The 22792-nt window shown below is 70.3% G+C and carries 19 protein-coding genes; 9 read left to right on the top strand and 10 right to left on the bottom strand.

All coding sequences use genetic code 11. From position 1 onward, the window contains the following. Positions 1–26 precede the first annotated feature (26 nt). A complete protein-coding gene (gene htpX, locus AC3ZJJ_RS02400) occupies positions 27–896 on the bottom strand; it encodes a zinc metalloprotease HtpX (protein ID WP_489893678.1) in 870 nt (289 codons plus the stop codon). A 95-nt stretch (positions 897–991) separates the two neighbouring features. Then, entirely contained in the window at positions 992–2272 is a 1281-nt protein-coding gene (locus AC3ZJJ_RS02395) for an MFS transporter (RefSeq protein WP_489893677.1), read from the bottom strand. A 73-nt stretch (positions 2273–2345) separates the two neighbouring features. Here AC3ZJJ_RS02395 and AC3ZJJ_RS02390 point away from each other — a divergent pair, with 73 nt between their 5' ends. Next, positions 2346–2783: a Fur family transcriptional regulator gene (locus tag AC3ZJJ_RS02390; RefSeq protein ID WP_489893676.1), complete on the top strand. Its 438-nt coding sequence runs from the start codon at positions 2346–2348 to the stop codon at positions 2781–2783. A 44-nt stretch (positions 2784–2827) separates the two neighbouring features. Then, positions 2828–4321, top strand: a complete 1494-nt coding sequence (locus tag AC3ZJJ_RS02385; protein WP_489893675.1) for a catalase — start codon at positions 2828–2830, stop codon at positions 4319–4321. A 126-nt stretch (positions 4322–4447) separates the two neighbouring features. Here AC3ZJJ_RS02385 and AC3ZJJ_RS02380 read toward each other — a convergent pair whose 3' ends face one another. The 4 genes from AC3ZJJ_RS02380 to AC3ZJJ_RS02365 all read right to left on the bottom strand — a co-directional run bounded on the left by AC3ZJJ_RS02380 (position 4448) and on the right by AC3ZJJ_RS02365 (position 8084). Beyond that, positions 4448–5662, bottom strand: a complete 1215-nt coding sequence (locus tag AC3ZJJ_RS02380; RefSeq protein WP_489893674.1) for a hypothetical protein — start codon at positions 5660–5662, stop codon at positions 4448–4450. Between the two features lie 168 nt (positions 5663–5830). Further along, entirely contained in the window at positions 5831–7231 is a 1401-nt protein-coding gene (locus AC3ZJJ_RS02375; protein ID WP_489893673.1) for an FAD-dependent oxidoreductase, read from the bottom strand. A gap of 141 nt (positions 7232–7372) precedes the next feature. Then, the gene (locus AC3ZJJ_RS02370; RefSeq protein ID WP_489893672.1) at positions 7373–7681 is read right to left on the bottom strand and encodes a hypothetical protein; all 309 of its coding nucleotides are present in this window, start codon (positions 7679–7681) and stop codon (positions 7373–7375) included. 58 nt (positions 7682–7739) lie between these two features. Further along, positions 7740–8084: a WXG100 family type VII secretion target gene (locus AC3ZJJ_RS02365; RefSeq protein ID WP_489893671.1), complete on the bottom strand. Its 345-nt coding sequence runs from the start codon at positions 8082–8084 to the stop codon at positions 7740–7742. A gap of 289 nt (positions 8085–8373) precedes the next feature. Here AC3ZJJ_RS02365 and AC3ZJJ_RS02360 point away from each other — a divergent pair, with 289 nt between their 5' ends. From AC3ZJJ_RS02360 to rarD, 5 genes are all read left to right on the top strand, one after another. Continuing rightward, a complete protein-coding gene (locus AC3ZJJ_RS02360; protein ID WP_489893670.1) occupies positions 8374–8712 on the top strand; it encodes a hypothetical protein in 339 nt (112 codons plus the stop codon). A 4-nt stretch (positions 8713–8716) separates the two neighbouring features. After that, on the top strand, positions 8717–10063 hold the full coding sequence (gene eccD, locus AC3ZJJ_RS02355) for a type VII secretion integral membrane protein EccD (protein WP_489893669.1): 1347 nt from the start codon (positions 8717–8719) through the stop codon (positions 10061–10063). Between the two features lie 15 nt (positions 10064–10078). Then, complete coding sequence (locus tag AC3ZJJ_RS02350; RefSeq protein ID WP_489893668.1) at positions 10079–11269, top strand: nucleotide-binding protein; 1191 nt, start codon at positions 10079–10081, stop codon at positions 11267–11269. Between the two features lie 3 nt (positions 11270–11272). Continuing rightward, complete coding sequence (gene eccCa / locus AC3ZJJ_RS02345; protein WP_489893667.1) at positions 11273–15247, top strand: type VII secretion protein EccCa; 3975 nt, start codon at positions 11273–11275, stop codon at positions 15245–15247. Between the two features lie 105 nt (positions 15248–15352). Then, positions 15353–16333, top strand: coding sequence for an EamA family transporter RarD (gene rarD / locus AC3ZJJ_RS02340; RefSeq protein WP_489893666.1), 981 nt, complete (start codon positions 15353–15355; stop codon positions 16331–16333). Positions 16334–16396: 63 nt separating this feature from the next. Here rarD and AC3ZJJ_RS02335 read toward each other — a convergent pair whose 3' ends face one another. The 4 genes from AC3ZJJ_RS02335 to AC3ZJJ_RS02320 form a co-directional block, all read right to left on the bottom strand. After that, positions 16397–17260: a universal stress protein gene (locus tag AC3ZJJ_RS02335; RefSeq protein ID WP_489893665.1), complete on the bottom strand. Its 864-nt coding sequence runs from the start codon at positions 17258–17260 to the stop codon at positions 16397–16399. A 125-nt stretch (positions 17261–17385) separates the two neighbouring features. After that, positions 17386–18726 (bottom strand): 4-aminobutyrate--2-oxoglutarate transaminase, encoded by a 1341-nt coding sequence (gene gabT / locus AC3ZJJ_RS02330; protein WP_489893664.1) that lies wholly within the window; start codon positions 18724–18726, stop codon positions 17386–17388. A gap of 144 nt (positions 18727–18870) precedes the next feature. Further along, positions 18871–19008: a methionine/alanine import family NSS transporter small subunit gene (locus AC3ZJJ_RS02325; RefSeq protein WP_489893663.1), complete on the bottom strand. Its 138-nt coding sequence runs from the start codon at positions 19006–19008 to the stop codon at positions 18871–18873. Continuing rightward, positions 19005–20585, bottom strand: a complete 1581-nt coding sequence (locus tag AC3ZJJ_RS02320) for a sodium-dependent transporter (RefSeq protein ID WP_489893662.1) — start codon at positions 20583–20585, stop codon at positions 19005–19007. The genes AC3ZJJ_RS02325 and AC3ZJJ_RS02320 overlap by 4 nt, the downstream gene beginning before the upstream one ends. 120 nt (positions 20586–20705) lie before the next feature. On the opposite strand from AC3ZJJ_RS02320, the gene AC3ZJJ_RS02315 reads away from it, so the two are divergent. After that, positions 20706–22115: a PucR family transcriptional regulator gene (locus AC3ZJJ_RS02315; protein WP_489893661.1), complete on the top strand. Its 1410-nt coding sequence runs from the start codon at positions 20706–20708 to the stop codon at positions 22113–22115. Beyond that, positions 22115–22786, top strand: coding sequence for a trimeric intracellular cation channel family protein (locus AC3ZJJ_RS02310; protein ID WP_489893660.1), 672 nt, complete (start codon positions 22115–22117; stop codon positions 22784–22786). The genes AC3ZJJ_RS02315 and AC3ZJJ_RS02310 overlap by 1 nt, the downstream gene beginning before the upstream one ends. Positions 22787–22792 lie beyond the last annotated feature (6 nt).

Below are 22792 nucleotides of genomic sequence, written 5' to 3'. Positions count from 1 at the left end.
GGCGGCGCCAGCGGTGGAAGTCCGGGTCAGTAGCCCAGCGGGCGGCCCGCCATCCGCTCCAGCCGCGCGATCCTGTCCGCCATCGGCGGGTGCGTGGTGAACAGCTTCTTCGCCCCGCCGCGGAACGGGTTGGCGATCATCAGGTGGGACGTGTTGACCAGGCGCTGGTCCTCTGGCAACGGGGCCCGCTGGACGCCCATCTCCAGTTTGCGCAGCGCGGACGCGAGGGCCAGCGGGTCGTTGGTCAGCTTGGCGCCGTCCTCGTCGGCGTCGTACTCGCGGGTGCGGCTGATGGCCATCTGGATCAGCGAGGCCGCGATGGGCGCCAGCAGCGCGGTGGCGATCATGGCCAGCGGATTGGCGTTGCGCCGGTCCCCGCCGCCGAAGAACAGCATGAACTGCGCGACGGACGTGATGACGCCGGCGACCGCCGCGGCGACGGACGAGGTCAGGATGTCCCGGTTGTAGACGTGCATCAACTCGTGCCCCAGCACGCCGCGCAGTTCGCGTTCGTCCAGGAGGTGAAGGATGCCCTCGGTGCAGCAGACGGCGGCGTTCTGCGGGTTGCGCCCCGTGGCGAAGGCGTTGGGCGCGGAGGTGGGCGAGACGTAGAGGCGCGGCATGGGCTCCTGCGCTGCGATCGAGAGCTCGCGCACGATCCGGTACATGCCGGGTTGCTCCTGCTCGGTGACCGGGTAGGCCTGCATGGAACGGATCGCGATCTTGTCGCTGTTCCAGTACCCGTAGGCCGTTGTGGCCACGCCGATGAGGGCAAAGATCCAGATGAAGGACGAGTTGCCCGTCCCGGATGCGATCAATGCGCCGATTGCCAGCAGCAGCGCAAACATGCCGCCCAGCAGTCCGGCCGTCTTCAGCCCGTTGTTGTGGTTATGCACCGGTTCTCGCTCCTCGTTAGTGCGGGTGCCGGCCGCGCTGCGCGGACCTGCTTACACCTAATTTAGTCAACGCCGCAGCGGCGCGCGGTGTTCCGCTAGGGCACCGGGCGGCGCGAGTCGTAGGCCATGAATCCCGGCTGCCATCTCATCAGGGCCGCGGCGAGCGCGATGCATGCCACCCCGCCACAGGCCAGCGTCCAACCCTCCCCGATCCCCGTGGAAACTCCGCCGGAAAGCATCTCCCCCACGCGCGGGCCGCCGGCGACCACCACGATGAAGACCCCCTGCAGCCGACCGCGCAAGTGGTCCGGGGTCGCCGACTGCAGGATGGTGGTCCGGAAGACGGAGCTGACGGCGTCCGCGATCCCCGCGGCCGCCATACACGCGGTCGCGGCCCACACCCACGCGGTCGCCGACCCGTCCGCGGGCAGGGGGTCGTTACCGGCCAGCACCACGACGAGGCCGAACACCCCGATGCTGGCACCCCAGGCGGCCACGGACCAGAATACGGCGACGCCCTGCCGGTGCACCCGCCCCAGCGGACCGGAGAAAACACCGACCAGGAACGAGCCCAGGGCCATGGCCGCCAGGAGCAGTCCAACTGTCGTCTCGCCCCCGCCGATCAGCACGGCCCCGATGGCCGGCAGCAGTGCGCGCGGCGCGGCCATGATCATCGCCACCAGGTCGATCACAAACGTCATGCGGATGTTGGGCTGGGTCGCGAGAAACCGGAACCCCTCGACGACCGACCGCAGCCCCGCACGCGCGACCCCGCCCGTGGGCGGGAGGGACGGGAGCCTGTAGACGGACCAGATGGCGGCCAAATAGGTGACGACGTCGATCGTGTAGGTCCACGCGAAGCCCACCTGCGCCACCAGGATGCCGCCAAGCAGCGGGCCAACCATTTGGGCGATGCCGAATGTCACCATGTTCAGCGAGTTGGCGGCGGGCAGCAGCTTCAGCCCGAGGATCGCCGGGATCATGGCTCCGCGGGTGGGCTGGTTGATCCCGCCGGCACCGGAGTGCACGGCGATCAGGGCGTAAAGCAGCCATACGTTGTCGGCGCCCAGCCAGGCCTGCGCGGCGATGGCCGCCGTGGCGGCCCACAAAACCACGGCGGATCCGAGCGCCACCTTGCGCCGATCGTAGGCGTCCGCGATGGACCCACCGTAGAGGCCCGCAAGCACCAGCGGCACCAGGGCAAAGAGGCCCAAGAGCCCCACGTGGAAGCTTGACCCCGTGAGGGCGTACACCTCCAGGCTGACCGCCAGGAGCGTGAGCTGGCTGCCGACGGCGGAGAGCGCGTTGCCGATCCAGAGGCGGCGGAACGCGGGGCTGGCTTTCAGCGGCGTCAGATCCGCAAACAGTCGGGGCACCGGAAGATTCTAGCCGCGCACAGGCCCGGGGTTAGGTCTGCCTTATTTTGATATCATCAAAATAACGGGAAGAATGGCGACCATGGACTTCTCGGAACGGCTGCGCGGCCACGGCCTGCGCGTCACGCGGCAACGGCTTGCCGTGCTTGCCGTCCTGGAGGCCCACCCCCACTCTTCGGCGGACGCCGTCGTGGAAACCGTGCGCGGGGAAATTCCGGACCTGTCGATCCAGTCCGTCTACAACGTGCTCAACGACCTGACCGGGCTCGGCATACTCCGCCGGTTCAGCCCCCCGCACTCGGCGGCACTGTACGAGACCCGTGTGGACGACAACCACCACCATGCCGTCTGCACGTCGTGCGGACGGGTCGAGGACGTCGAATGCGCGGTGGGCCACGCCCCCTGCCTGACGCCGTCGGACGACCACGGCATGGCCATTCAGATTGCCGATGTCCTCTACCAGGGCGTCTGTGAAGACTGCAGGGACAAGGCGGCCGGACATGCCAGCTGACCGCCGCCCCGCAGGGAACCCCATCAAAGAAGAAGGAGAATCTCTTGTCTGAGAACTTCACCACCACCCAGTCCGGCGCCCCGGTCGCGTCCGACGCGCACTCGCTGACGACCGGCCCCGACGGCATCACCGCGCTGCACGACCGCTACCTGGTCGAGAAGCTCGCCTCCTTCAACCGCGAGCGCGTGCCGGAGCGGAACCCCCACGCCAAGGGCGGTGGCGCGTTCGGCGAGTTCACGGTCACCGAGGACGTCTCCAAGTACACCCGCGCCGCGGTCTTCCAGCCAGGCGCCACGAGCGAGACACTGCTGCGCTTCTCCTCCGTCGCCGGCGAGCAGGGCTCCCCCGACACCTGGCGCGACGTGCGCGGCTTTGCGCTGCGGTTCTACACGACCGAGGGCAACTACGACGTCGTCGGAAACAACACGCCGGTCTTCTTCATCCGCGACGGCATCAAGTTCCCCGACTTCATCCACTCGCAGAAGCGCCTGGGCGGCTCCGGCCTCCGCGACGCCGACATGCAGTGGGACTTCTGGACCCTCTCCCCCGAGTCGGCCCACCAGGTCACCTACCTCATGGGCGACCGTGGCCTCTCCCGCTCCTGGCGCGAGCTCAACGGCTACGGCTCCCACACCTACCAGTGGATCAACGCCGAGGGCGAGCGCTTCTGGGTGCAGTACCACTTCAAGTCCCGCCAGGGCGTCCACAACATCGGGGCCGACGAGGCGGAGAAGCTGGCCGGCTCCGACGCCGACTACTACCGTCGCGACCTCTACGAGGCCATCGAACGCGGCGAGTTCCCGACGTGGGACGTCTCCGTGCAGGTCATGCCGTACGAAGAGGCGAAGACTTACCGCTTCAACCCGTTCGACATCACCAAGATCTGGTCCCACAAGGACTACCCGTTGATCCCGGTCGGCCACTTCACGCTGAACCGCAACCCGCAGAACTTCTTCGCCGAGATCGAGCAGGCCGCGTTCTCCCCGTCGAACCTGGTTCCCGGCATCGACATCAGCCCGGACAAGATGCTGATGGCGCGCGTGTTCTCCTACCCGGACGCCCAGCGCAACCGCATCGGCACCAACTACAACCAGCTGCCGGTGAACCAGCCGCACGCGGCCAAGGTGACCACCTACATGCACGAGGGCAGCATGCAGTACCAGTTCAACGACGCATCCGCCCGCGTCTACACGCCGAACTCCTACGGCGGCCCGGCCGCCGACGCGGCACGCGCCGGCGAGGGAAGCTGGGAAACCGACGGCGAGCTGGTGCGCGCCGCCCAGACGCTGCACTCCGAGGACGACGACTTCGGCCAGGCCGGCACGCTGTACCGCGAGGTCTACGACGCCGCCGCCAAGGAGCGCTTCCACGAGACGCTGCTGGGACAGGCCAACGGCATCAGTGTCGAGGCCATCCGCGAGCGCTTCTTCCAGTACTGGACGAACGTCGACGCGAACCTCGGCCTGATCCTGCGCGAGCGCTTCGCCGCCGGTGACCAGGGCGTCACCGAGGGTGCCGCCGAAATGGCCGCCCGCTAGAAGCACGCCGGCGTCCCCGCTCCCCCGGGAGCGGAGACGCCGGGGCCCTGACCCACCGCCACAACGGCGGCCGGTCAGGGCCCTTTTTTTGTCGCGAATTGGGGCACCTCCGGAGGGTGCCCTCCGTCAGCTCCCGGAAGGAAGCGTCGCGTCGCCGGCGAACGAGCGCCCTGCGTCGTCCGTCGCCTCGACGTGGAGCACGATCGGGCCGTCGGTCGCGGCGTCCGAACCGCGGACCAGGAACTGCACGGTCTGGGCGCCGCCCGTGTTGCACTGCCACTGCGACGGGCCCACCCTGCCGCAGTCGGTGCCCGGCGCCGGACGGTCCAGCAGCGTGCCCGCGCCGACCGTCAGGGTCACGCGCAGCGGGCCGCCGAAGCCGCCCGCGGGCTCGGCTAGCAGCACCAGGTTGGACCCGCCGCCCTGCACTGCCACGGAAAGGCTGCCCACCGCATTTCCGGAAGGCGACGACGTCGGCGGGGCGGACGACGTCGGGGCGCCGGACCCGGTGGGCGGAGTCGGGGCGGGGCCGCTCGGCGCGGGCTCGCTCGGCGTCGGCTCGCTCGGCGCAGGGTCGCTCGGCGCCGGCTCTTCGCCGGGGCTCGAGGGCGCGGGGCTGGAGGGCGCCGGAGTCGTGGCTTCGGGTCCGGACGGCTCTGGTGCCGGCGTGGTCCGCTCCGTGGGCGCAATAGTCGGGGACTGGCCCGGATCCTCGCCGGGGTCCCGGGTCGGGTCCTGCGGCGGGTCTTCGGTTGGACCGATCGGCTCCGGGGCATTCGTGTCCGGGCGCCCGGGATCCGATCCATCCCCGCCCGGGGCGGTGGACGCGGCTGGCGCGCCGTTGGGCGCACCACCCGGGGCGCCGGGCGAGTCGCCCTGGCCGGGGTCCTGCCCCGCCGCGTCGCCCGAGGCGGCGGCTCCGGTAGCCTGCCCGCCAACGGCCGGGGCGGACGACGGGGCGGTGCCGGAGGGCGCGGGGCCCTCCGCGGAGGTCGATTCCCCGGCCACGCCGCCGCCGACCGCTCCCCCGTTGCCGGCCCCGGTCCCAAGCCCGGCTTCGCCGTCCGCCGCGGCGCTGTCGCTGTGCCCGGCCACGGGCACGGTCCCGTCCAGGGCAGGGATGGTGGCGGCGGCACCGAAACCCACCGCGGCCAACGCAACCGTGGCCGCCGCGGCGCCGACGGAAACCCGGTTGGCGCGCGCGAAGGCCGCGGTCCCCGCGGCGGTCCTGCGCAGGGACGACCCGCCGCCCGCCGCGCGATCACGGAAGTGGACTCGGCGTCTCAGTTCGGAGTTTGCGGGCGGCGTAGGTTCCGGCGTGTGGCTGTGGACAGGTGGCACGGGATGGTCTCTCGATCTGGGTCGAAGGTCGCTCTCGGTGCGTGCAATGCAATGCCGGGCGCTCGGGCCGCCGCGTCCCCGCAGGGTTCCGGCGGCCGTCCCGTGGTGTCCCCACGGGATGGCCCCACCATCAATTTTCGACGACCCGGCCACCAATGCCTAATCGGGTCAGACCTGGGAGATGCGAACCATCTCTTCGCGCGGCACCACCTTGACGCGTTCACGGGTCACGGGACCACCCGCGGTGTCCACCGTCCCGGCGGCCTCGCCCAGCGCCTTTTCGTGCGCGTCGAGCTTCAGCCAGCCCTCCCAGGTGGTGTAGCCGACGCCCCGCGATTCGAGCAGATCGACGATGGCGCTCTCCTCCGGATGCTCCGCCGGCGGCAGGTCCAGGCGGTCCTCCAGCAGGTTGCCGATGGTCTCCAGCGCGTCCCCCTTCGTGTGGCCGATCAGTCCCACCGGACCGCGCTTGATCCATCCGGTGGCGTAGATGCCGGGAACCGGGCGGCCGCCTTGGCCGAGCACCCTGCCGCCCTCGTTCGGGACAACGCCACGCTTGGCGTCGAAGTCGACCTCCTCCAGCTCCGAGCCGAAATAGCCGATGGCGCGGTAGACGGCCTGCACGGGGTAGTCCACCATCTCGCCGGTTCCCCGCACGTTGCCCGTGCCGTCGAGTTCCTGGCGCTCGAACCGGATCCCGGACACCCTGCCGTCCTCCCCGACGACTTCCACGGGGTTGTGCAGGAAGTGCAGGTGCAGGCGGCGGGAGGCACCGGAGTCCTGTTCCTCGACCAGCCAGTTGGTCAGCGTGTTGACCATCGTCTTGACCTGGTTGTTGGTCTTGATGGCAGTGTCGGAGGCCTCGTCGAACTCGAAGTCCTCCGGGTAGAGCACGATGTCGACGTCGCGGCTGTGGGAAAGCTCGCGCAGCTCCAGCGGGGTGAACTTGACCTGGGCCGGTCCCCGGCGGCCGAAGATGTGCACGTCGGTGACGGGAGAGGCGGCCAGCCCCCGGTAGACGTTGTCCGGGATTTCCGTCACCAGCAGGTCCTCGGCGTGCTTGGCCAAGACGCGCGCCACGTCCAGCGCCACGTTGCCGTTGCCGATCACGGCGATCTCGCGGGCGTCCAGCGGCCACTCGCGCGGCACGTCGGGGTGGCCGTCGTACCAGGACACGAAGTCCGCCGCGCCGTAGGAGCCGTCCAGTTCGATGCCCGGGATGTTCAGGTCCGCGTCCTTGATGGCGCCCGTCGCGAAGATGACGGCGTCGTACATGGACCGGATGTCGCTCAGGAGCAGGTCGCGGCCGTACGTGACGTTGCCGAGGAACCGGATGTCGCCACGGTCCAACACCTTGTGCAGCGCGTTGACGATCCCCTTGATGCGCGGGTGGTCGGGGGCCACGCCGTAGCGGATCAGGCCGTAGGGCGCGGGGTACGCGTCGAACAGGTCGATGCTGACGTCGAATTCGCGCTCCGCCTTGGTGAGGATGTCCGCGGCGTAGACACCGGCGGGACCGGCGCCGATGATGGCAACGCGAAGGGGACGGTCGGCGGCTGGGTTGGACACGTGTGTTCCTTCCGAAAGGTAGGCGCGCGCGGCTAAATAGCGCACAGCCACCTAGTCTAATTGCCACCGTGCCCCGTCCGAAAACGGTGGCGGGGCGGCGGCGCGCTGGCCGTCCGCCCCGCCGGTCGCACGGCCGCGTCCCTAGATGGAGTCGATGATCCCGCCGACCTGGCGACCGGTGCCCGCCGCGGTCACTTGGTTGGTCTCGAGCAGCTTGCGCGCCTTGCGGACCAGCTCCAGCGTGTCGTTGGCGGCCGTGACCCAATCCGCCTCCTTCTTGTCGTAGCCCTCGCGGTTCTGCTCGTCCTCCCAGTTCTCGGCGACGAAGTTCTTCTGCTGCTCACGGTCGCCGATGATGCTCTCGATGCGTCCCGCGATTCGCAGGATGTCGCCCTCGATCCGCGCTGCCGCGCCGGAGTCGAAGGAGATCGTGTCCTTGTCCTTGCCCATGGTCTTGTCCTTTCGGTCCGGCCGCTCGGGCCGGGGGGGTAAGTGGTGTGGGGGTGGGCTAGGCGCCGCGGTTGAAGCCGGCGACGGTCACGCCGGAGGCCTGGCTTGTGGCGGAGGTGCCCTCGTCCTGCATGGTGTCGTCCATGGTGACGTAGGCCTTGGCGGTCTTCGCCTGGCCCGCGGAGATCGACGCCAGCGCGGTGATCAGCTCGGACTGCACGCGCTGGGACTCCGCCATGAAGTTGCGGTAGGCCGCTGCGCCGTTGCCGGAGAAGGTCGTCTCCAGGTCCTCGACACCGTCCACCAGTTCCTCGACGAGCTTTACCAGCTCGGCGCCGGAGTTCTCCGACTGGGTCGACGCGTCTCCCATGGCGGGGACGTTCATCTTTCCTTTGAAACTCATGCGATTTTCCTGCCTCTCGGTGTGGGGACTTCTCCCCGGTGGCCGGCCAATGCCTCCCCCGACGGCCGGCATCGGGCCCGGCGAATCTGGCAGACGGTTGATCCTTGAATCCCGCAAGGTGCGTTCGAATCTCTTCCGGGTAACTCCATACAACTTCAGTCACACAAACCCGGTCAAGCGACACCCATGGGGAGAACTCCCCATATGGGGGCCGATATCGCCGCTTTGCTCCAATGAAATGACATGATGGTTTCGAGTCAGACGCATCCCTTCAGCCCGAAAGGCCACAGTGGCGACAGAATTCGACAGCCAACTCATCGAATCCGTCGCCGTGCGCCGCAACCGAATGACCGATGCGCTGCTCTACGGCAACAACCCCACGGAACGCCGCTGGAAGGCGACGGCCAAGCAGTTCCTGTTCAGCGTGGTCGCCGCCGCCCTGATCGCCGCCATCTGTGTCGCGGTGTCCTTCGTGTCCGGGCTGTTGGCCGACCAGCAACGCCAGCGCGCCGAGCAGGAACAACAGGTGAATTCGTCGCCGGCAATCCGGAACGACGACGGGGCGTGGGCCTCGTGGGCGCAGGGCGCCCCGCACGCGGCACCCGCCGCCCAACGGAACGGAGTCTGAAGCCATGGCCCAGCCGCACACCCGCGTAACCCTTATGGGCTCGCGCCGGCACGTCGACCTGCTCCTGCCCTCGACCGCCGAGGTCGGCACGTTGATGCCCCAAATACTCGACCTGCTCGGCGACCGCCCGGGCGAGCGGGTGGCCACGAAGGTCCTGCTCACGTCGACCGGGGAATCGATCTCCTCGCAGGAGACGCTGGCGGACGCGGGCGTTCTGGACGGAGCCCGGCTGACGCTTTTCAGCAACGGGGACGCGCCGCCGCCCGCCGTCGTCTACGACATCGCCGACACCGTCGTCGAGCAGGCCCAGGAGGTCGGCGGGCAGTGGACTCGCAGGCACATGGTGGCCGCGTCGGGCATCTTCGCCTCCGCTGGGCTGTGCCTGGCGCTCGAGATCGTCTTCGGCGCCCTGCTGCCGGAGCAGCGCTGGTGGGCGTATCTCGCCATCGGCGGGGGACTCCTCGTCCTGGGCGCGGCCATCGCCGCCGCCACCCGCGCCGTCGCGACCACCCTGATGGGAGCAGGGTGGGTCGTCGCGCTGCTCGGCCTGTTCCACTGGGACGCGGCCCCGCCCCTGCGGATCCTGCTGGGGGCCGCCGCGACCGTGGCGCTGACCGCCTGCCTGTCCGCCGTCGTCCGCCAGCCCAAGTCGAACCTCACGGCGGCCGGTGTGATGGCCGCGCTCGCCGGTGTGTGGGCCGTCGCCATGCCGCTCTCGTCCTGGGCGTCCTCCGGAGGCGGCGTCAACCTGGCCGTCGGCGTGGGCGGGTTCGCCGGCATCTGCTCCGTGCTGGTCCTCGGGCTGCTGCCGGGCATCGCGCTGTCCGCCTCGGGCCTGGCCACCCTGGACGACAAGCGCGCGACCGGCTCCGCCATCTGGCGCCGCGACGCCCTGGCCGCAATCCGCGCCGCACACGGCGGGCTGACCCTCTCCACGGTGGCCGCCGCGGGCTCCGCCGGCCTGGCCATGTGGCTGGTCGCGACCGACGCCTCCGGGCAGGTGTGGTCGCTGCCGCTCCTCTTCGCGCTGGCGCTGGCCACGATGCTGCGTGCCAGATCCTTCCCGATGGCTATCGAGCGGTACGCGCTGTACGGTGCCGCCGGCGCCGGGGTCCTCGCGGGCGCGCTGGCGCTCGCCGCCCTCAACCCGGACACGGTCTGGATCGTTGGCGCCGGCGTCCTGGTCCTCTCGGTCCTCATAGGGCTGGGCCTGTCCGTGGACCTCCCCGAACACACCGAGGCGCGACTGCGGCAGATCGCCGAGCGCGTCGAGGTCCTGGCCATCCTCGCAACAGTCCCCCTGCTAGTCGGCTACTTCGGCGTCTTCGCGAAGATGCTTGAGACGTTCTAGGCCAAGGAAGCTCAGATGACCAACCAACAGCAGCCGCCCCACACGAACGCCGAGCGCCCCACAGTGGATCCCTGGGCCGCGCCCTCCGAGGATCCGTGGGCGCCCGCGCCCGCACGCCGCGACCGGCGGTCCAACAGGCAGATGGGGCAGCCTTCCGCCGGAGCGCCCGGCGCGGCCGCTCTGGCCGGCGCCGCGGTCCATACCCCACGTCGGCCCGCGGCCGGTGCTCCCTCCGCCTTCGAGTCCGCGCCCGCGGCGGTCCCGCCCGGCGCGGCCCCCGGGCCGTCGGCCGGTGTCGGATCCCCGCTGGACGGCGACCGGCGTCGACTGGCCAAGACCGCCGCGACCGGGGGCGGCCTGGGGCGGCTTCTCCGCGCCATGTTCACCGCCGACCGCACTCCCTCGGACATGGCGGGACAGGCGGCGCTCGCCCAGGCCCCCGTCGCCACCGGCCGTCGCATCGCCGTGGTCTCCACGCGCGGCGGCGCGGGAAAAACAACGTCCGCCGCGCTGCTGGCCCGCCTTTTCTCAGCGGTCCGCCCGGACACGGTCGCCGTGCTGGACCTCGACCCCGGCCAAGGGAGCCTCGGGCTGCGCCTGGGCATGGACGCCGCCCCGCCCATCGACGCAGTGGTGCCGCACGCGACCGGGGGGAAACTGCCGTCGGCCGCGGCGCTCGGCGACCTCTTGGGGCACGCGGCACCGAACTTGTTCGCCAGCGGCCCGCGGCAGAACGGCCCGGGCGGCGTCGTGGAGGCGCAGGCCGACGCCGCCGCGCTGCGCGCAACGTGCGCAGCCGTCTCCCGCTATTTCCCCGTCACGCTTCTCGACTGCCCCACCGGCTTCGACGCGCCCGCCACGCAGGCGGCCCTGGCCGACTGCCACGCCGCGCTGTACGTGGTCCCCGCGACACTGTCCGGGATGGAGGACGCGCTGGGCCAGCTCGCCCGCTGGCGGCGGGACCCCCGGCTGGCCAGAATCCCGCTCTCGGTCCTGGTCCTCCAGCAGGACAAGGCCGCGCCGCTGGCCGCGCTGGACCAGGCGGGCCGGCTCTCGCGGCTCGGGTTCGACGCGTACGCGATCGGCTACGACCGCCACCTGGCCGCCGGCTCAGCGGTGGCGCTGCCGCTCCTCGGACCGGACCACCGCGTCTCGGTGGCAACCATCGCCGGGCAGCTGCTGCAGCTGGCCAACGGGGTGCGCTAGGCCATGTCACAGCGGATTGTCCACCGCCCCGCGCGCACCTCCGCGCCGTTGCGCAGCTTCAGGCCGTTCGACATCGACGGCCCGCCGCCCGTTGAGGGCGACGCCCCCGGGCTGAACCTGATGGCGATCGTGCCCATGCTCGGCGGCGCGGTCTCCATGACGGTGATGATGATGTTCCGCAACTCCCCGTTCGCGGCCGTCGGGGCGATGATGATGATCCTGACCGTCATCATGTCCGTCTTTATGATGTTCAGCCAGCGGGGCAAGCAAGCCAAGACCCGCACCCAGGCGCGCGACAACTACATGCGCTACCTCGAGCGCACCCGCTCCAGGCTCCGAGCCGACGAGCAGGAGGCCGTCCGCACGGCCCGCGTGAGCAGCCCGCCCCCGCAGGCCCTGTTCGACATCGTGCGCACCCCCATGCGGCTGTGGGAGCGCCGGCGCGGCAACACCGACTTCCTCGACGTGCGCATCGGAACCGGCGAGCGCCCGTGCCGGCCCATCAACATCACCGACGGCGCCGGGTCCACCCAGCAGCTGGACTCGTTTATGGTCGCGGAGGCGGAGATCCTCAAGCGCCGCTATTCGGCCGCCCCCGACATGCCCATCACGGTTCCCCTGGATGCCGCGGGCAACGTCAGCATCGTGGGCACCCGCGAGTTCGCGGTTGCCCTGACCCGGAACATCCTCGCCGCGGCCACGGCGTTCCATTCCCCCGAGGACCTGGGCATCGCCATCAGCGCGCCCGAACACCACCGCGACGACTGGCAGTGGGCCGCGTGGCTGCCGCACCTGGCGGACCAGGGCCAGAGCGACTCCACCGGCCTGGTCCGCCGCATCGCGCCGGACATCCGGGCGTTGGCCGACGTCCTCGCGCCGGACCTGCAGCAGCGGACCAAGATGGCCGTGGAGGCCCGCAAGACCGACGCGTCGCTGGGCCAGGCACTGTCCCGGCTCCTCGTCGTCTCCGACTCCCACGGCGGCCAGTCCACCGAGCTGCCCCTGGCCGACAAGTTCGTCGAGCCCGCCCGCCTGGGCCTGACCGTCCTGCACCTGGTCCACGAGCGCGGCCAGGAGCCCAGCGACGTCTCCGTGCGGATCAGCCAGACCCCCGCGGGGTTCGAGGTGCAGAACTACCGCAACGACCCCGTGCACCCGGAGACCACCACCGGCACGCTCGACGAACTCGACCCCGCCACCGCCACCGCGCTCGCCCGCGAGATGGCGCCGCTGCGGCTGTCCGCGGACTCCCTGGAGCACAGCGGATCCGTCGAGGGCGCGCAGAGCTTCCTCGAGATGCTGGGGCTCTCCCACCGCCTGGACAGGGCCGACGTCGAACGCACCTGGCGCCCGCGCACCGAGGCCGACTTCCTGCGGGTTCCGCTCGGTCCGGACGACCGCGGCAAGCCCACCGTGCTGGACCTGAAGGAGTCCGCCCAGTTCGGCATGGGACCGCACGGCCTGTGCATCGGCGCCACGGGCTCAGGCAAGTCGGAGATGCTGCGCTCGCTGGTCTTCGGCCTCCTCGCCACCCACTCGCCGGACATGCTGGCCATGGTGCTGGTGGACTTCAAGGGCGGCGCAACGTTCGCACCCTTTGAGGGAGCGCCCCAGGTCACCGGCATCATCACGAACCTTTCGGACGACCTCTCGCTCATCGAGCGCGTCTATGCCAGCCTCAACGGCGAAATCCTCCGCCGTCAGGAGGTCCTCAAGGCCGCCGGCAACATCGCCAACATCACCGACTACCAGATCCACCGGACCGAGCGCCTGGCCCGCGGCGAGGCCATGGAACCGCTCCCGCACCTGGTGATCATCATCGACGAGTTCGGCGAGCTGCTGACCGCGCGGCCGGACTTCATCGACCTGTTCCTGTCCATCGGCAGGATCGGCCGTTCCATCGGCGTCCACCTGCTGCTCAGCAGCCAGCGCGTCGAGGGCGGCAAGCTGCGCGGGCTGGAGACCTACCTCTCCTACCGGATCGGGCTCCGCACGCTGTCCGAATCGGAGAGCCGCACGGTGTTGGACACCCCCGACGCCTTCCACCTGCCGCCCGTGCCGGGCTACGGCTACCTGAAGGTGGACACGACCGTCTATTCCCGCTTCAAGTCCGGCTACGTCTCCGGTCCGCTCGAGGCCGAGGAGGCGCCCGAGGATCGGGAACCCGCCGTTACCGAGCTCCCGGTTGTTGTGCCCGTCCCGCGCTACGCGGGCGACAACGAGGCGGCGTCCGGCGTGGCCACGGCCACCAAGACCCGCCCCGGCGCGGCCCGGCGGACCACCGGTCCCACCGTGATGTCCACCCTGATGGACACCCTGCGCACGTTTCCGCGTTCCGTCCAGGAGATCTGGCTCCCCCCGCTTCCCGCCGCCATCCCGCTCGACGCCGCCGTCGGTGCCGTGCGTCCCGGGGAACGCGGCCTGCGGCTGGAGCACGGAGGGAATCTCCGGGTGCCGATCGGCCTGCTGGACGATCCGGCCAAGCAGTGGCAGGGCCTGTGGGAGATCGACTTCACCGCCGGCGGCGGCAACCTCGTCGTCGTCGGCGGCCCCCAATCGGGCCGCAGCACCGTGCTGCGCACGCTGGTGGCGTCGTTGGCCCTGACGCACTCCCCCCACGAGGTGGGCGTCTACTGCATCGACCTCCTCGGCTCCGGCCTCCTGCCCCTGGGTGGTCTCCCGCACGTCGGCGGCACGGCCATCCGCACCAACAGGGAAGTGGTCCGCCGCACGGTGGAGGAGATCATGGGCATGCTGCTGGTGCGCGAGCGGGTGTTCGAGGCGCATCAGATCGATTCGCTGGCGACGATGCGCCGCATGTGCGCGGCCGGCCGCCTCCCCGAACTGCCCAGCGCCGACGTGTTCCTGGTCATCGACGGCTACGGCCAGATCGGCGACGACTTCGAGGAGGTCCAGGACAGCGTCAACAACCTGATCATGCGCGGTGGCGGCTACGGCATCCACGTGGTGACCACGCTCAACCGCAACGCCGAATTGCGCATGGCGCAGCAGGGGTTCTTCGGCAACCGGATCGAGATGGCCCTCACCGACCCGGCGGACTCCTCGATCGACCGCAAGATCGCCGCGGGCGTGAGTTCGGACGCGCCGGGCCGCGGCCTCTCGGACCGGAAGCTGATCGGCCATGTCGCCCTGCCCCGGATCGACGGCATCGCCGATGCGGACGACATGTCCGAGGGGCTCCGGGACCTGGTGCGCCAGGTCGCCGACTCCACCCACGCGCAAGCCATGCGCGTGCGGGTTCTCCCCGGCGCCGCCCCCTTCTCCGCCGTCGACAAGCCGGCCGCCAAGGGCATCTTCCCGCTCGGCCTGCGCGAGGTGGACCTGGCGCCGCACCTGCTGGACACGACATCCAAGGACCGGCACCTGATCGTGATGGGCGACGAGGAGTGCGGCAAGTCCAACATCCTTCGCAACTACATCGATACGCTGGTCGGCCAGCACACACCGGACGAGCTCCTGTTCGCGGTCTACGACCCCCGCAAGGGCCTGGACAACGTGGTGCCGGACGACTACCTGGGAGGCTACGCCGGGAGCGCGGCCGTGGCGGAGCAACTGTCCGCGGCGCTGGTCAAGGAACTCCAACTGCGCACCACCGGCGGCACCGACGAGGAGAAGCCGGGAACAGCCCGGCTTGTGGTCATCGTCGACGACTACGACATTCTCACCGCCAGCGGCGGCTCCCCCATGGGCCGCATGGCCACCTACCTGCCCATGGCGGCCGAACTGAACCTGAACGTGATCCTCACCCGCAAGGTACGCGGCGCCAGCCGGGGCATGTACGAGTCGTTCTTCGCCACGCTGCGGGACTCCGGTTCGGCGGCCCTCATCATGAACGGCGACCGGGCGGAGGGCGGCCTGATCAACAACATCCGGGCGCGGGCGCTGCCGCCGGGGCGCGGGCAACTGGTGCAGACCGGCAGGCCGCTGCAGACCGTGCAGACGTTCCTCCATGGTTAGCCGTGCCGGACGACGCCGGTCCGCGCACCGGCGTCGTCCGGTCCGCGCACCGGCGTCGTCCGGCGCGGGCGGAATACGGTCCGCGGCCGGGTTGTTGGCATAGGAATGCCCCAGACGCCAACGACGGTCGAGACCGCCCCCGCAGCCACCGCTTCCCCCGCACGCGGCACCGGCCTCTTCTACGGCCTCGGCGCCTACGGGCTCTGGGGGCTCCTGCCGCTCTACTTCCTGGCGATCGGCATCGCCTCCCCGGTGGAGATCGTGGCCAACCGCGTGGTCTGGAGCCTGCTGTTCTGCCTGCTCCTGCTCTCCGCCACCCGATCGTGGCCCCAGCTGGTGGCGCTGCTCCGCGACCGCGGGGCCATGCTGCGCCTCACCCTCGCCGCGTTCCTGATCGCCGTGAACTGGCTGACGTACACCTACGCGGTGCTCAACGGGCACGCCGTGGAGGCGTCCCTGGGCTACTTCATCAACCCGCTGGTCTCCACGGCCCTGGGCGTGGTGATCCTGAAGGAAAAGCTGAACCGCATCCAGTGGACCGCCATGGGCTTCGGCCTGTTCGCGGTCCTTGTGCTCACCTTCGCGTACGGCAGCGTGCCGGTGATCGCGCTGACCCTGGCCTTTTCGTTCGGCCTCTACGGCTTCGTGAAGAACCGCGTGGGGCGCACGGCGACCGCAGTGACGTCGCTGTCGGTGGAGACCGCGGTGCTGGCGCTGCCGGCGGCGGGCTACATGGCGTGGATCCTGGCCCGCGACGAGGCGACGCTGCTGACGTCGGGCACCGCCCACTTCTGGCTGATGGCGTCCGGGGGAATCATCACGGCGGTCCCGCTGCTGCTCTTCGGGGCCGCCGCCCGGAGGCTGCCGCTGAGCACGATCGGCACGCTGCAGTACCTGGCGCCCGTCCTGCAGTTCATCCTGGCGCTGACCGTCCTGAACGAGGAGATGCCGCTGGAGCGGTGGATCGGCTTCGGACTGGTCTGGGTCGCGATCCTGCTGCTCACGTTGGACATGGTTCGCCGCCCGCGGGTGCGCCGGAAGGCCGAACGGGCGGCCGCGGAGGCGGCCTGCACGCCGCCCGTCTAACGGGATCCGCGCCGCCGACCATGCGGCCCGCGCGTCGGCCCCTCGGGGACGCGCCCCGGCGGCTCACTCCGCCGGCGGCTCGTGGTCGCGGGGCACCACCAGCATCGGGACCGGGAGGGCGCGCAGCATCCGGTTGGCCGTTGTCCCCAGGAAGATGCGCCTCTTCTGGGCAAGCCGGCTCGAGCCGATCACGAGCAGGTCGGTGTCCTCCCAGTCCAGCTTGGAGATCGCCTCCTCGTCGTTGCGCCCCTGCGCGACCGTGACCTCGTAGTCGACGCCGGAGGGCAGCGAGCGGGCCGCCTCCATCAGGACGGTGTTGGCGTGCTTCAGCGCCTCGTTGACGTCCTCGCCGTAGCGGGCGGTGGCGGCGTCCAGGGCCACCAGCGACATCAGCCGCAGCGGCCGGTGGTGGCGTCTGGTGGACACCAGCGCGGTCGTAAGGACGCTCTGCCATCCCTCCCGCTCCCCCACGCCCGCGGTCAGGCGGCTGAAGGCCACGGTGTTGCGGTAGCCGCGCGGGGCCAGCATCACCGGCACGGGGCTGGAGTGGAGCAGCGCATTGGCGACCGAGCCGATCGTGTACCGCCCCAGCACCCCGCTGCGGGCGGCGCCGACAACAATGCGCACGGCGCCCAGCTCGTGGGCGGCGTCGATCAGGCCCTGGGCGGTGGAGTTGTTGCGCCGCAGGTGGAAGCGGACGGGCACGTCGTCCGGGACACGGGAGAGGACCTCGCGCTTGGCGGTGAGCAGGCGCTGCTCCTCCACGCTGACGCGGCTCCCCTGCGGGTGCGTCGCCACGTAGGGGGTGTCCTCGGGGACCACGTAGACGACGTCGAGCTCGGTCTGCAGCGTCCGCGCGCCGGCGATGCCGAGGGCCAGCGCCTCCGCACCGCGTTCGTCTGGTCGGTAGCCAACGAGATAGCGCATGTGTGCCTCCTGGGCGTGTCCCGGCCGCGCAAGGCCGCCGGCGTGTCGGTGGCTCAGACTCTACCGTGGAGGGCCGTGGCGCGGCCACGGCCCTCCAGTGCCACCGGATCCGACTCGGGCGCGCGCTACGCGTTGGCGCGGATGGCCGCCTCCAGCACGTCGAGGGCGTCATCCAGCAGTTCGTCCCCGATGACCAGCGGGGGCAGCAGCCGAACCACGTTTCCGTAGGTGCCGCAGGTGAGGATGACGACTCCCTGCGCGAGGCAGTCCGTTGCGATCTTCTTGGTCAAGTCGGCGTCGGGTTCCTTGCCGCCGGCCTTGACGAACTCGATGGCCAGCATGGCGCCGCGGCCGCGCAGGTCGCCGATGGCGGGGACCTCGGCCTGCAGGGGGCGCAGACGCGCGTAGAAGCGCTCCTCGATCTCACGGGCGCGCCCGGCGAGGTCCTGCTCCGCCATGTAGTCCACCGCCGCCAGCGCCGCCGCGACGGCGACGGGGTTGCCGCCGTAGGTGCCGCCCAGGCCACCCGGGTGGACGGCGTCGAGCAGTTCCGCGCGGCCGACGATCCCGGACAGCGGCATGCCGCCGGCGATCCCCTTGGCCAGCGTGAGGATGTCCGGGACCACTCCCTCGTGGTTCACCGCGAACCATTCGCCCGTGCGGCAGAACCCGGACTGGACCTCGTCGGCAACGAAGACGATGCCCTGCTCCTTCGCCCACTCGGCGATCCGCGGGAGGAATCCGTCGGCCGGGACGATGAAGCCGCCCTCGCCCTGGATCGGCTCGATGATGATGGCCGCGATCTGGTCGCCGCCGATCTGCTTCTCCATGCTGAGGATCGCCCGCTCGGCCGCCTCCTTGCCGGAGATGTTCGGGTTCTCCTCGCGGTACGGGTAGCTCATCGGCATCCGGTAGATCTCGGACGCCAGCGGGCCGAAGCCGCGCTTGTACGGGGCGGCCTTCGCCGTCAGGCCCATGGTCAGGTTGGTGCGGCCGTGGTAGGCGTGGTCGAACGCGACGACGGCGGTGCGGCCCGTGGCCACACGCGCCACCTTGATGGCGTTCTCCACGGCTTCGGCGCCGGAGTTGAAGAAGACGGACTTCTTGGCGTGGGTGCCGGGCGTCAGTTCGGCCAGCTTCTCCGCGAGTTCCACGTATCCCTCGTAGGGCGTGACCATAAAGCAGGTGTGCGTGAAGCGGGCGGCCTGCTCCGCGACGGCCGCGGCGACCCGCTCGTTGCCGGCGCCTACCGTGGTCACGGCGATGCCGGAGCCGAGGTCGATCAGCGAGTTGCCGTCGACGTCGACGATGACGCCGCCGTCGGCGTCTGCCGCGTAGACCGGAACGGACGAGGCGACGCCGGCCGCCACCACGGCCGAGCGGCGCTCGGACAGGGCTGCCGACTTGGGTCCGGGGAAGGGACCGGTGATGCTGCGCTTCTGGTCGAGCCGGTACTGGATGTCCACGGGGAGGTTCCTTTCGAGCCGAATATTCTCCGCCGAGACTACGTCCGGCCCACATGCTCCGCCACGGCCCCCGGCACAGAAGGGCCCGCGGGTCGCTGTGCATGTGCATAGCGGCCCGCGGGCCCCGGGGCGGCGCGGCGAACGTCAAAGTTCCGGCGCGTGCTCCTCCGGCAGGTGTCCCTCGTCCTCCGGGTGTCGGGCGAGGTTCATCAGCGCCAGCCCCAGCCCTCCCCAGACAGTCAGGATGGAGATGATCATCATGGTGATGGCAATGCCGGTCATCGGGATGCCTCCTCGTTCTCGTCGGCCAGGATGGCCTCGTATTCGGGATCGTTATGGAGCTTGGACTTCCTGCTCCAAGGGATCAGCGTCAAGATCAGCGCCACGACGATCAGCCCGATGGACATGCCCCAGCCGAAGACGTTGAGGAACCAGGCCGGATAGTCCTCGTAGGGGGTCGTGATTTTCGTGATCAAGTCGTTGATGAGCATGTAGGCAAGCGCGATGGGCGCCACGACCGAGACGAGAACCATCCAGCCCCGCCGCGACTTGACGGTCGATACTGCGTTCAGGTGCTCCGCCAGCATCGGGAGCCTGCGATAGAGCCACGCAATGGCGACGACCGCGACCAGCGCGCCCAGCATGATGCCGAAGCTGTTGACGAAGGCGTCCGAAACGTCCAGCAGGTAGAGGCCCGTCGCGGTGGGGAACAGAACCAGCGAGATGAAGGCGACCGGAACGGACACCGCCAGACTCGCCTTGACGCGGGCCCACCCCAACTTGTCCTGGACGGCGGCCACGATGACCTCCAGGATCGAGATGAGTGACGTCAGGCCCGCAAACACCAGTGCGCCGAAGAACAGGACGCCGAGCAGGGCGCCGAGCGGGGCCTGGGACACGATCGTCGGAAACGCGATGAACGCCAGGCCGATGCCCCCGCTGACCACCTCGTCCACGCCCGTGCCTGCCGCCTGGGCCATAAAGCCGAGCGCCGCGAAAACTCCGATGCCGGCGAGGATCTCAAACCCCGAGTTCGAGAAGGCCACCACAAGGCCGGATCCCGTGAGATCCGACTTCCGCTTGAGGTAGGACGCGTAGGTCACCATGATGCCGAAGGCGACGGACAGCGAGAAAAAGATATGGCCGTAGGCGGCGGCCCACACGCCCGGATTGGCCAGCGCTGCCCAGTCGGGCGTGAAGAACGCGTTGAGGCCGTCCATGGCCCCGGGCAGGAACAGGGACGTGATCACCAGAATGACGAACATGACCACGAGCAGGGGAAGAAAGATCCCGTTCGCCCGCGAGATGCCCTTGCGCACGCCGAGGACCATGATCCCGATGACCACGGCCCACACCGCGAGGAGCGGCCACAGAACGCCGGGCACGAAGTCGAAGCCGAGCGCCGGGACCTCGGCAATCTGGAGGAAGTCGTTGTAGAAGTAGCCTTCGGCATCGTCGCCCCAGGCCTTGGTCACGGAGAAGAACGTGTACATGGTGGCCCACGCGATGATCACGGCATAGTAGATGGCGATCACAAAGCAGACCAGTACCTGCCACCATCCGAGGACCTCCGCGCCCCGGTTCATCCGCCGGTACGCCAGCGGCGCCGAGCCGCGGAACTTGTGCCCCACGGCGTAGTCCAGGAACAGCAGCGGAATGCCTGCCGTCAGTAGCGCTACCAGATAAGGGATGAGGAACGCGCCGCCGCCGTTCTCATAGGCGATGTAGGGGAAGCGCCAGATATTGCCGAGGCCAACGGCGGAGCCGATCGCCGAAAGGATGAACAGTCTGCGCGAGGAGAACGTTTCCCTGGCGGCGGTGGGCGCGCCACCGGCCCCACCTTTGGATTGGTTGATCATGCAGACCACGGTAGACGCGTGCCGAACGCGTCACAATGACAGCACGTACACCCTCGTCACACTGACCAAATGTTGCGGTGCCCTCCGGTCCGATGCACAACGCCAGCCTACGATTGTTATATGGCGATCACATTGGCCGGGCTGCTGGCCTCGCCCCAATTGGACCTGCGCCCCCTGACCGGGCCGGGCGAGCACGCGGACGTCCCCATTCGGTGGGCCGCCGTGACCGAACTGCAGGACCCTTCCCCCTTTCTCGGCGGCGGCGAGGTGCTGCTGACCACCGGGTTGCGGCAGAAGACGGCGGCCGCCCAGGCCGCCTTTGTGGACCGCGCGGTCGACGCCGGCGCCCTGGCCCTGGGCTTCGGCACAGGGCTCTCGCACGCCAAGGTGCCCGCCGCTGTGGTGCGCCGCGCCGGCGAGGTGGGCCTGCCGGTGTTCGAGGTCCCCTACGACACCCCGTTCGTCGCCATCACCCGCATGATCGCCGAGGCGATCGCGGCCGACCACCTCGGCCGCGTCCAGCGCCTGCTTCAGGGCCACCAACAGCTCGCGGCAGCGCTTCTGGGCGGCGGCGGGCTGGAGCGGCTCCTGCGCGAACTCGACCGGCTCCTCGGAACCACGGTGTCGCTGAGCCAGTACGGTGCCCGGGTCTACGGCCCGGCGACGGACACGGGAAACTGGCACGAGGTCCCGATCGCCACGGGCCTGAAGGACCGCTGCACGCTCTCCCTTGCCGAGCCGTTCGCCCGCGACGGGCTGGTCGAATACGCGCAGTCGCTGATCGGTGTGGAACTGGCGGGCCAGGCCCGGCTCCGCGAGTCGCGGCGCACCGTGGCCGGGCAGGTCCTGGGCGACCTCACGCGGGGAAGCATCGAGGGCCAGGACGCGGCCCTGCGCCTGCAGACCGTCGGAATCGCGGCCACCGGCCTGAACTGCGTCCTCCTCGTCGAGTCGACCTCCGGATCGCCGAAGGCCCTCCGGGCCCTGCCGCTGCCCCCGGTCCTGGACCACGCCGTCGGTGCCCTCCTCGACGACCGCCTCGCCGTCGTGCTGGAGGGCGACGACGGCAGCGCCGCCGCCGCCGCGCTCGCCGACTACCTCGACGGCGCCGGCGTTGCCGCGCGCGTCTCCTTCGGCGGATCCTACGCCCAGGCGTCCGGCCTGCGCTGGAGCTACTTCGAGGCCCTCGGAGCGCTGCGCCATGGGGAACGGCTGAACCGCCCCTCGCGGCTGTCCCTGACGTCCCTCCTGCTGGCCGCCCGGGACGTGCCCCTCGAGGCGCTGGCCGGCGAGGCGCTGGAGCCGCTGGAGACGTTCGACGCCGCGCATGGCGCGGGGCTGATGCTCACCCTGCGCGCCTACCTGGACCTCAACGGTAGCGTCGGTGCAACGGCCGAGGAGCTGGGCCTGCACCGCAACACCGTCCGGTACCGGCTGCAGCAGATCGCCGAGCTCAGCGGCTACGACCCCTCCACGACGCAGGACCGCGTCCAGCTGTGGCTGGCCCTTTCGGCGAAGGACGTCCACTGATGGAGGGCGCCCTTCCCGGCGTCGACGCCGACGTGATCGGCCTGTGGCTGGACCTCGTCGGCATCTTCGCGTTCGCGGTCTCCGGGGCGCTGCTGGCCGCCCGCAAGGGGTTCGACATCGTGGGCTCCTTGGCGCTGGCCAGCATGGCGGGCCTGGGCGGCGGAATCGTGCGGGACCTCGTCATCGGGCAGGGCGTCCCGACGTCGTTCACGTCCGTCGTCTACCTGGTGCCGCCGCTGCTGGCGACCATCGCCGTCTACCTCGTCTCCGCGCGCCTGCAGCGCCTGAACCGGTGGATACTGCACTTCGACGCCGCCGGGCTGGCGCTGTTCTGCATCGCCGGAACGGACAAGGCCCTGGGCGCGGGACTCTCCCCCGTCGCTGCGGCGCTACTCGGCATCGCCACGGCCTGCGGCGGCGGGCTGCTGCGCGACATCGCCGCCAACGACGTCCCTCAACTGTTCAACCACCGGGACATCTATGCCCTGCCGGCCATGCTGGGGGCCGGGCTGACGGCGCTCACCGCCTCGCTGGGCGTGTTCAACCTCGGCGTCGGCACCGGGATCGCCGTCGTCGTCTTCGCCTTCCGCGAGCTGGCGCTGCGCTACAAGTGGCGCGCGCCACTGGCCGTGCGCGGGTGGACGCGTCCGTCGCGCTCCGGAGACCGATAGGATTCA

Source organism: Arthrobacter sp. AOP29-A2-19 (assembly GCF_058138025.1).
This window is presented reverse-complemented; position numbering and strand designations above follow the sequence as displayed.

Bases quoted from the DNA above. Each gene is read 5' to 3' on its own strand.
- AC3ZJJ_RS02390 (WP_489893676.1), top strand. From the start codon at position 2,346: ATGGCGACCATGGACTTCTCGGAACGGCTGCGCGGCCACGGCCTGCGC.
- AC3ZJJ_RS02370 (WP_489893672.1), bottom strand. From the start codon at position 7,681: ATGGGCAAGGACAAGGACACGATCTCCTTCGACTCCGGCGCGGCAGCG.
- AC3ZJJ_RS02365 (WP_489893671.1), bottom strand. From the start codon at position 8,084: ATGAGTTTCAAAGGAAAGATGAACGTCCCCGCCATGGGAGACGCGTCG.
- eccD (WP_489893669.1), top strand. From the start codon at position 8,717: ATGGCCCAGCCGCACACCCGCGTAACCCTTATGGGCTCGCGCCGGCAC.
- AC3ZJJ_RS02350 (WP_489893668.1), top strand. From the start codon at position 10,079: ATGACCAACCAACAGCAGCCGCCCCACACGAACGCCGAGCGCCCCACA.
- eccCa (WP_489893667.1), top strand. From the start codon at position 11,273: ATGTCACAGCGGATTGTCCACCGCCCCGCGCGCACCTCCGCGCCGTTG.
- rarD (WP_489893666.1), top strand. From the start codon at position 15,353: ATGCCCCAGACGCCAACGACGGTCGAGACCGCCCCCGCAGCCACCGCT.
- AC3ZJJ_RS02335 (WP_489893665.1), bottom strand. From the start codon at position 17,260: ATGCGCTATCTCGTTGGCTACCGACCAGACGAACGCGGTGCGGAGGCG.
- AC3ZJJ_RS02325 (WP_489893663.1), bottom strand. From the start codon at position 19,008: ATGACCGGCATTGCCATCACCATGATGATCATCTCCATCCTGACTGTC.
- AC3ZJJ_RS02320 (WP_489893662.1), bottom strand. From the start codon at position 20,585: ATGATCAACCAATCCAAAGGTGGGGCCGGTGGCGCGCCCACCGCCGCC.
- AC3ZJJ_RS02315 (WP_489893661.1), top strand. From the start codon at position 20,706: ATGGCGATCACATTGGCCGGGCTGCTGGCCTCGCCCCAATTGGACCTG.
- AC3ZJJ_RS02310 (WP_489893660.1), top strand. From the start codon at position 22,115: ATGGAGGGCGCCCTTCCCGGCGTCGACGCCGACGTGATCGGCCTGTGG.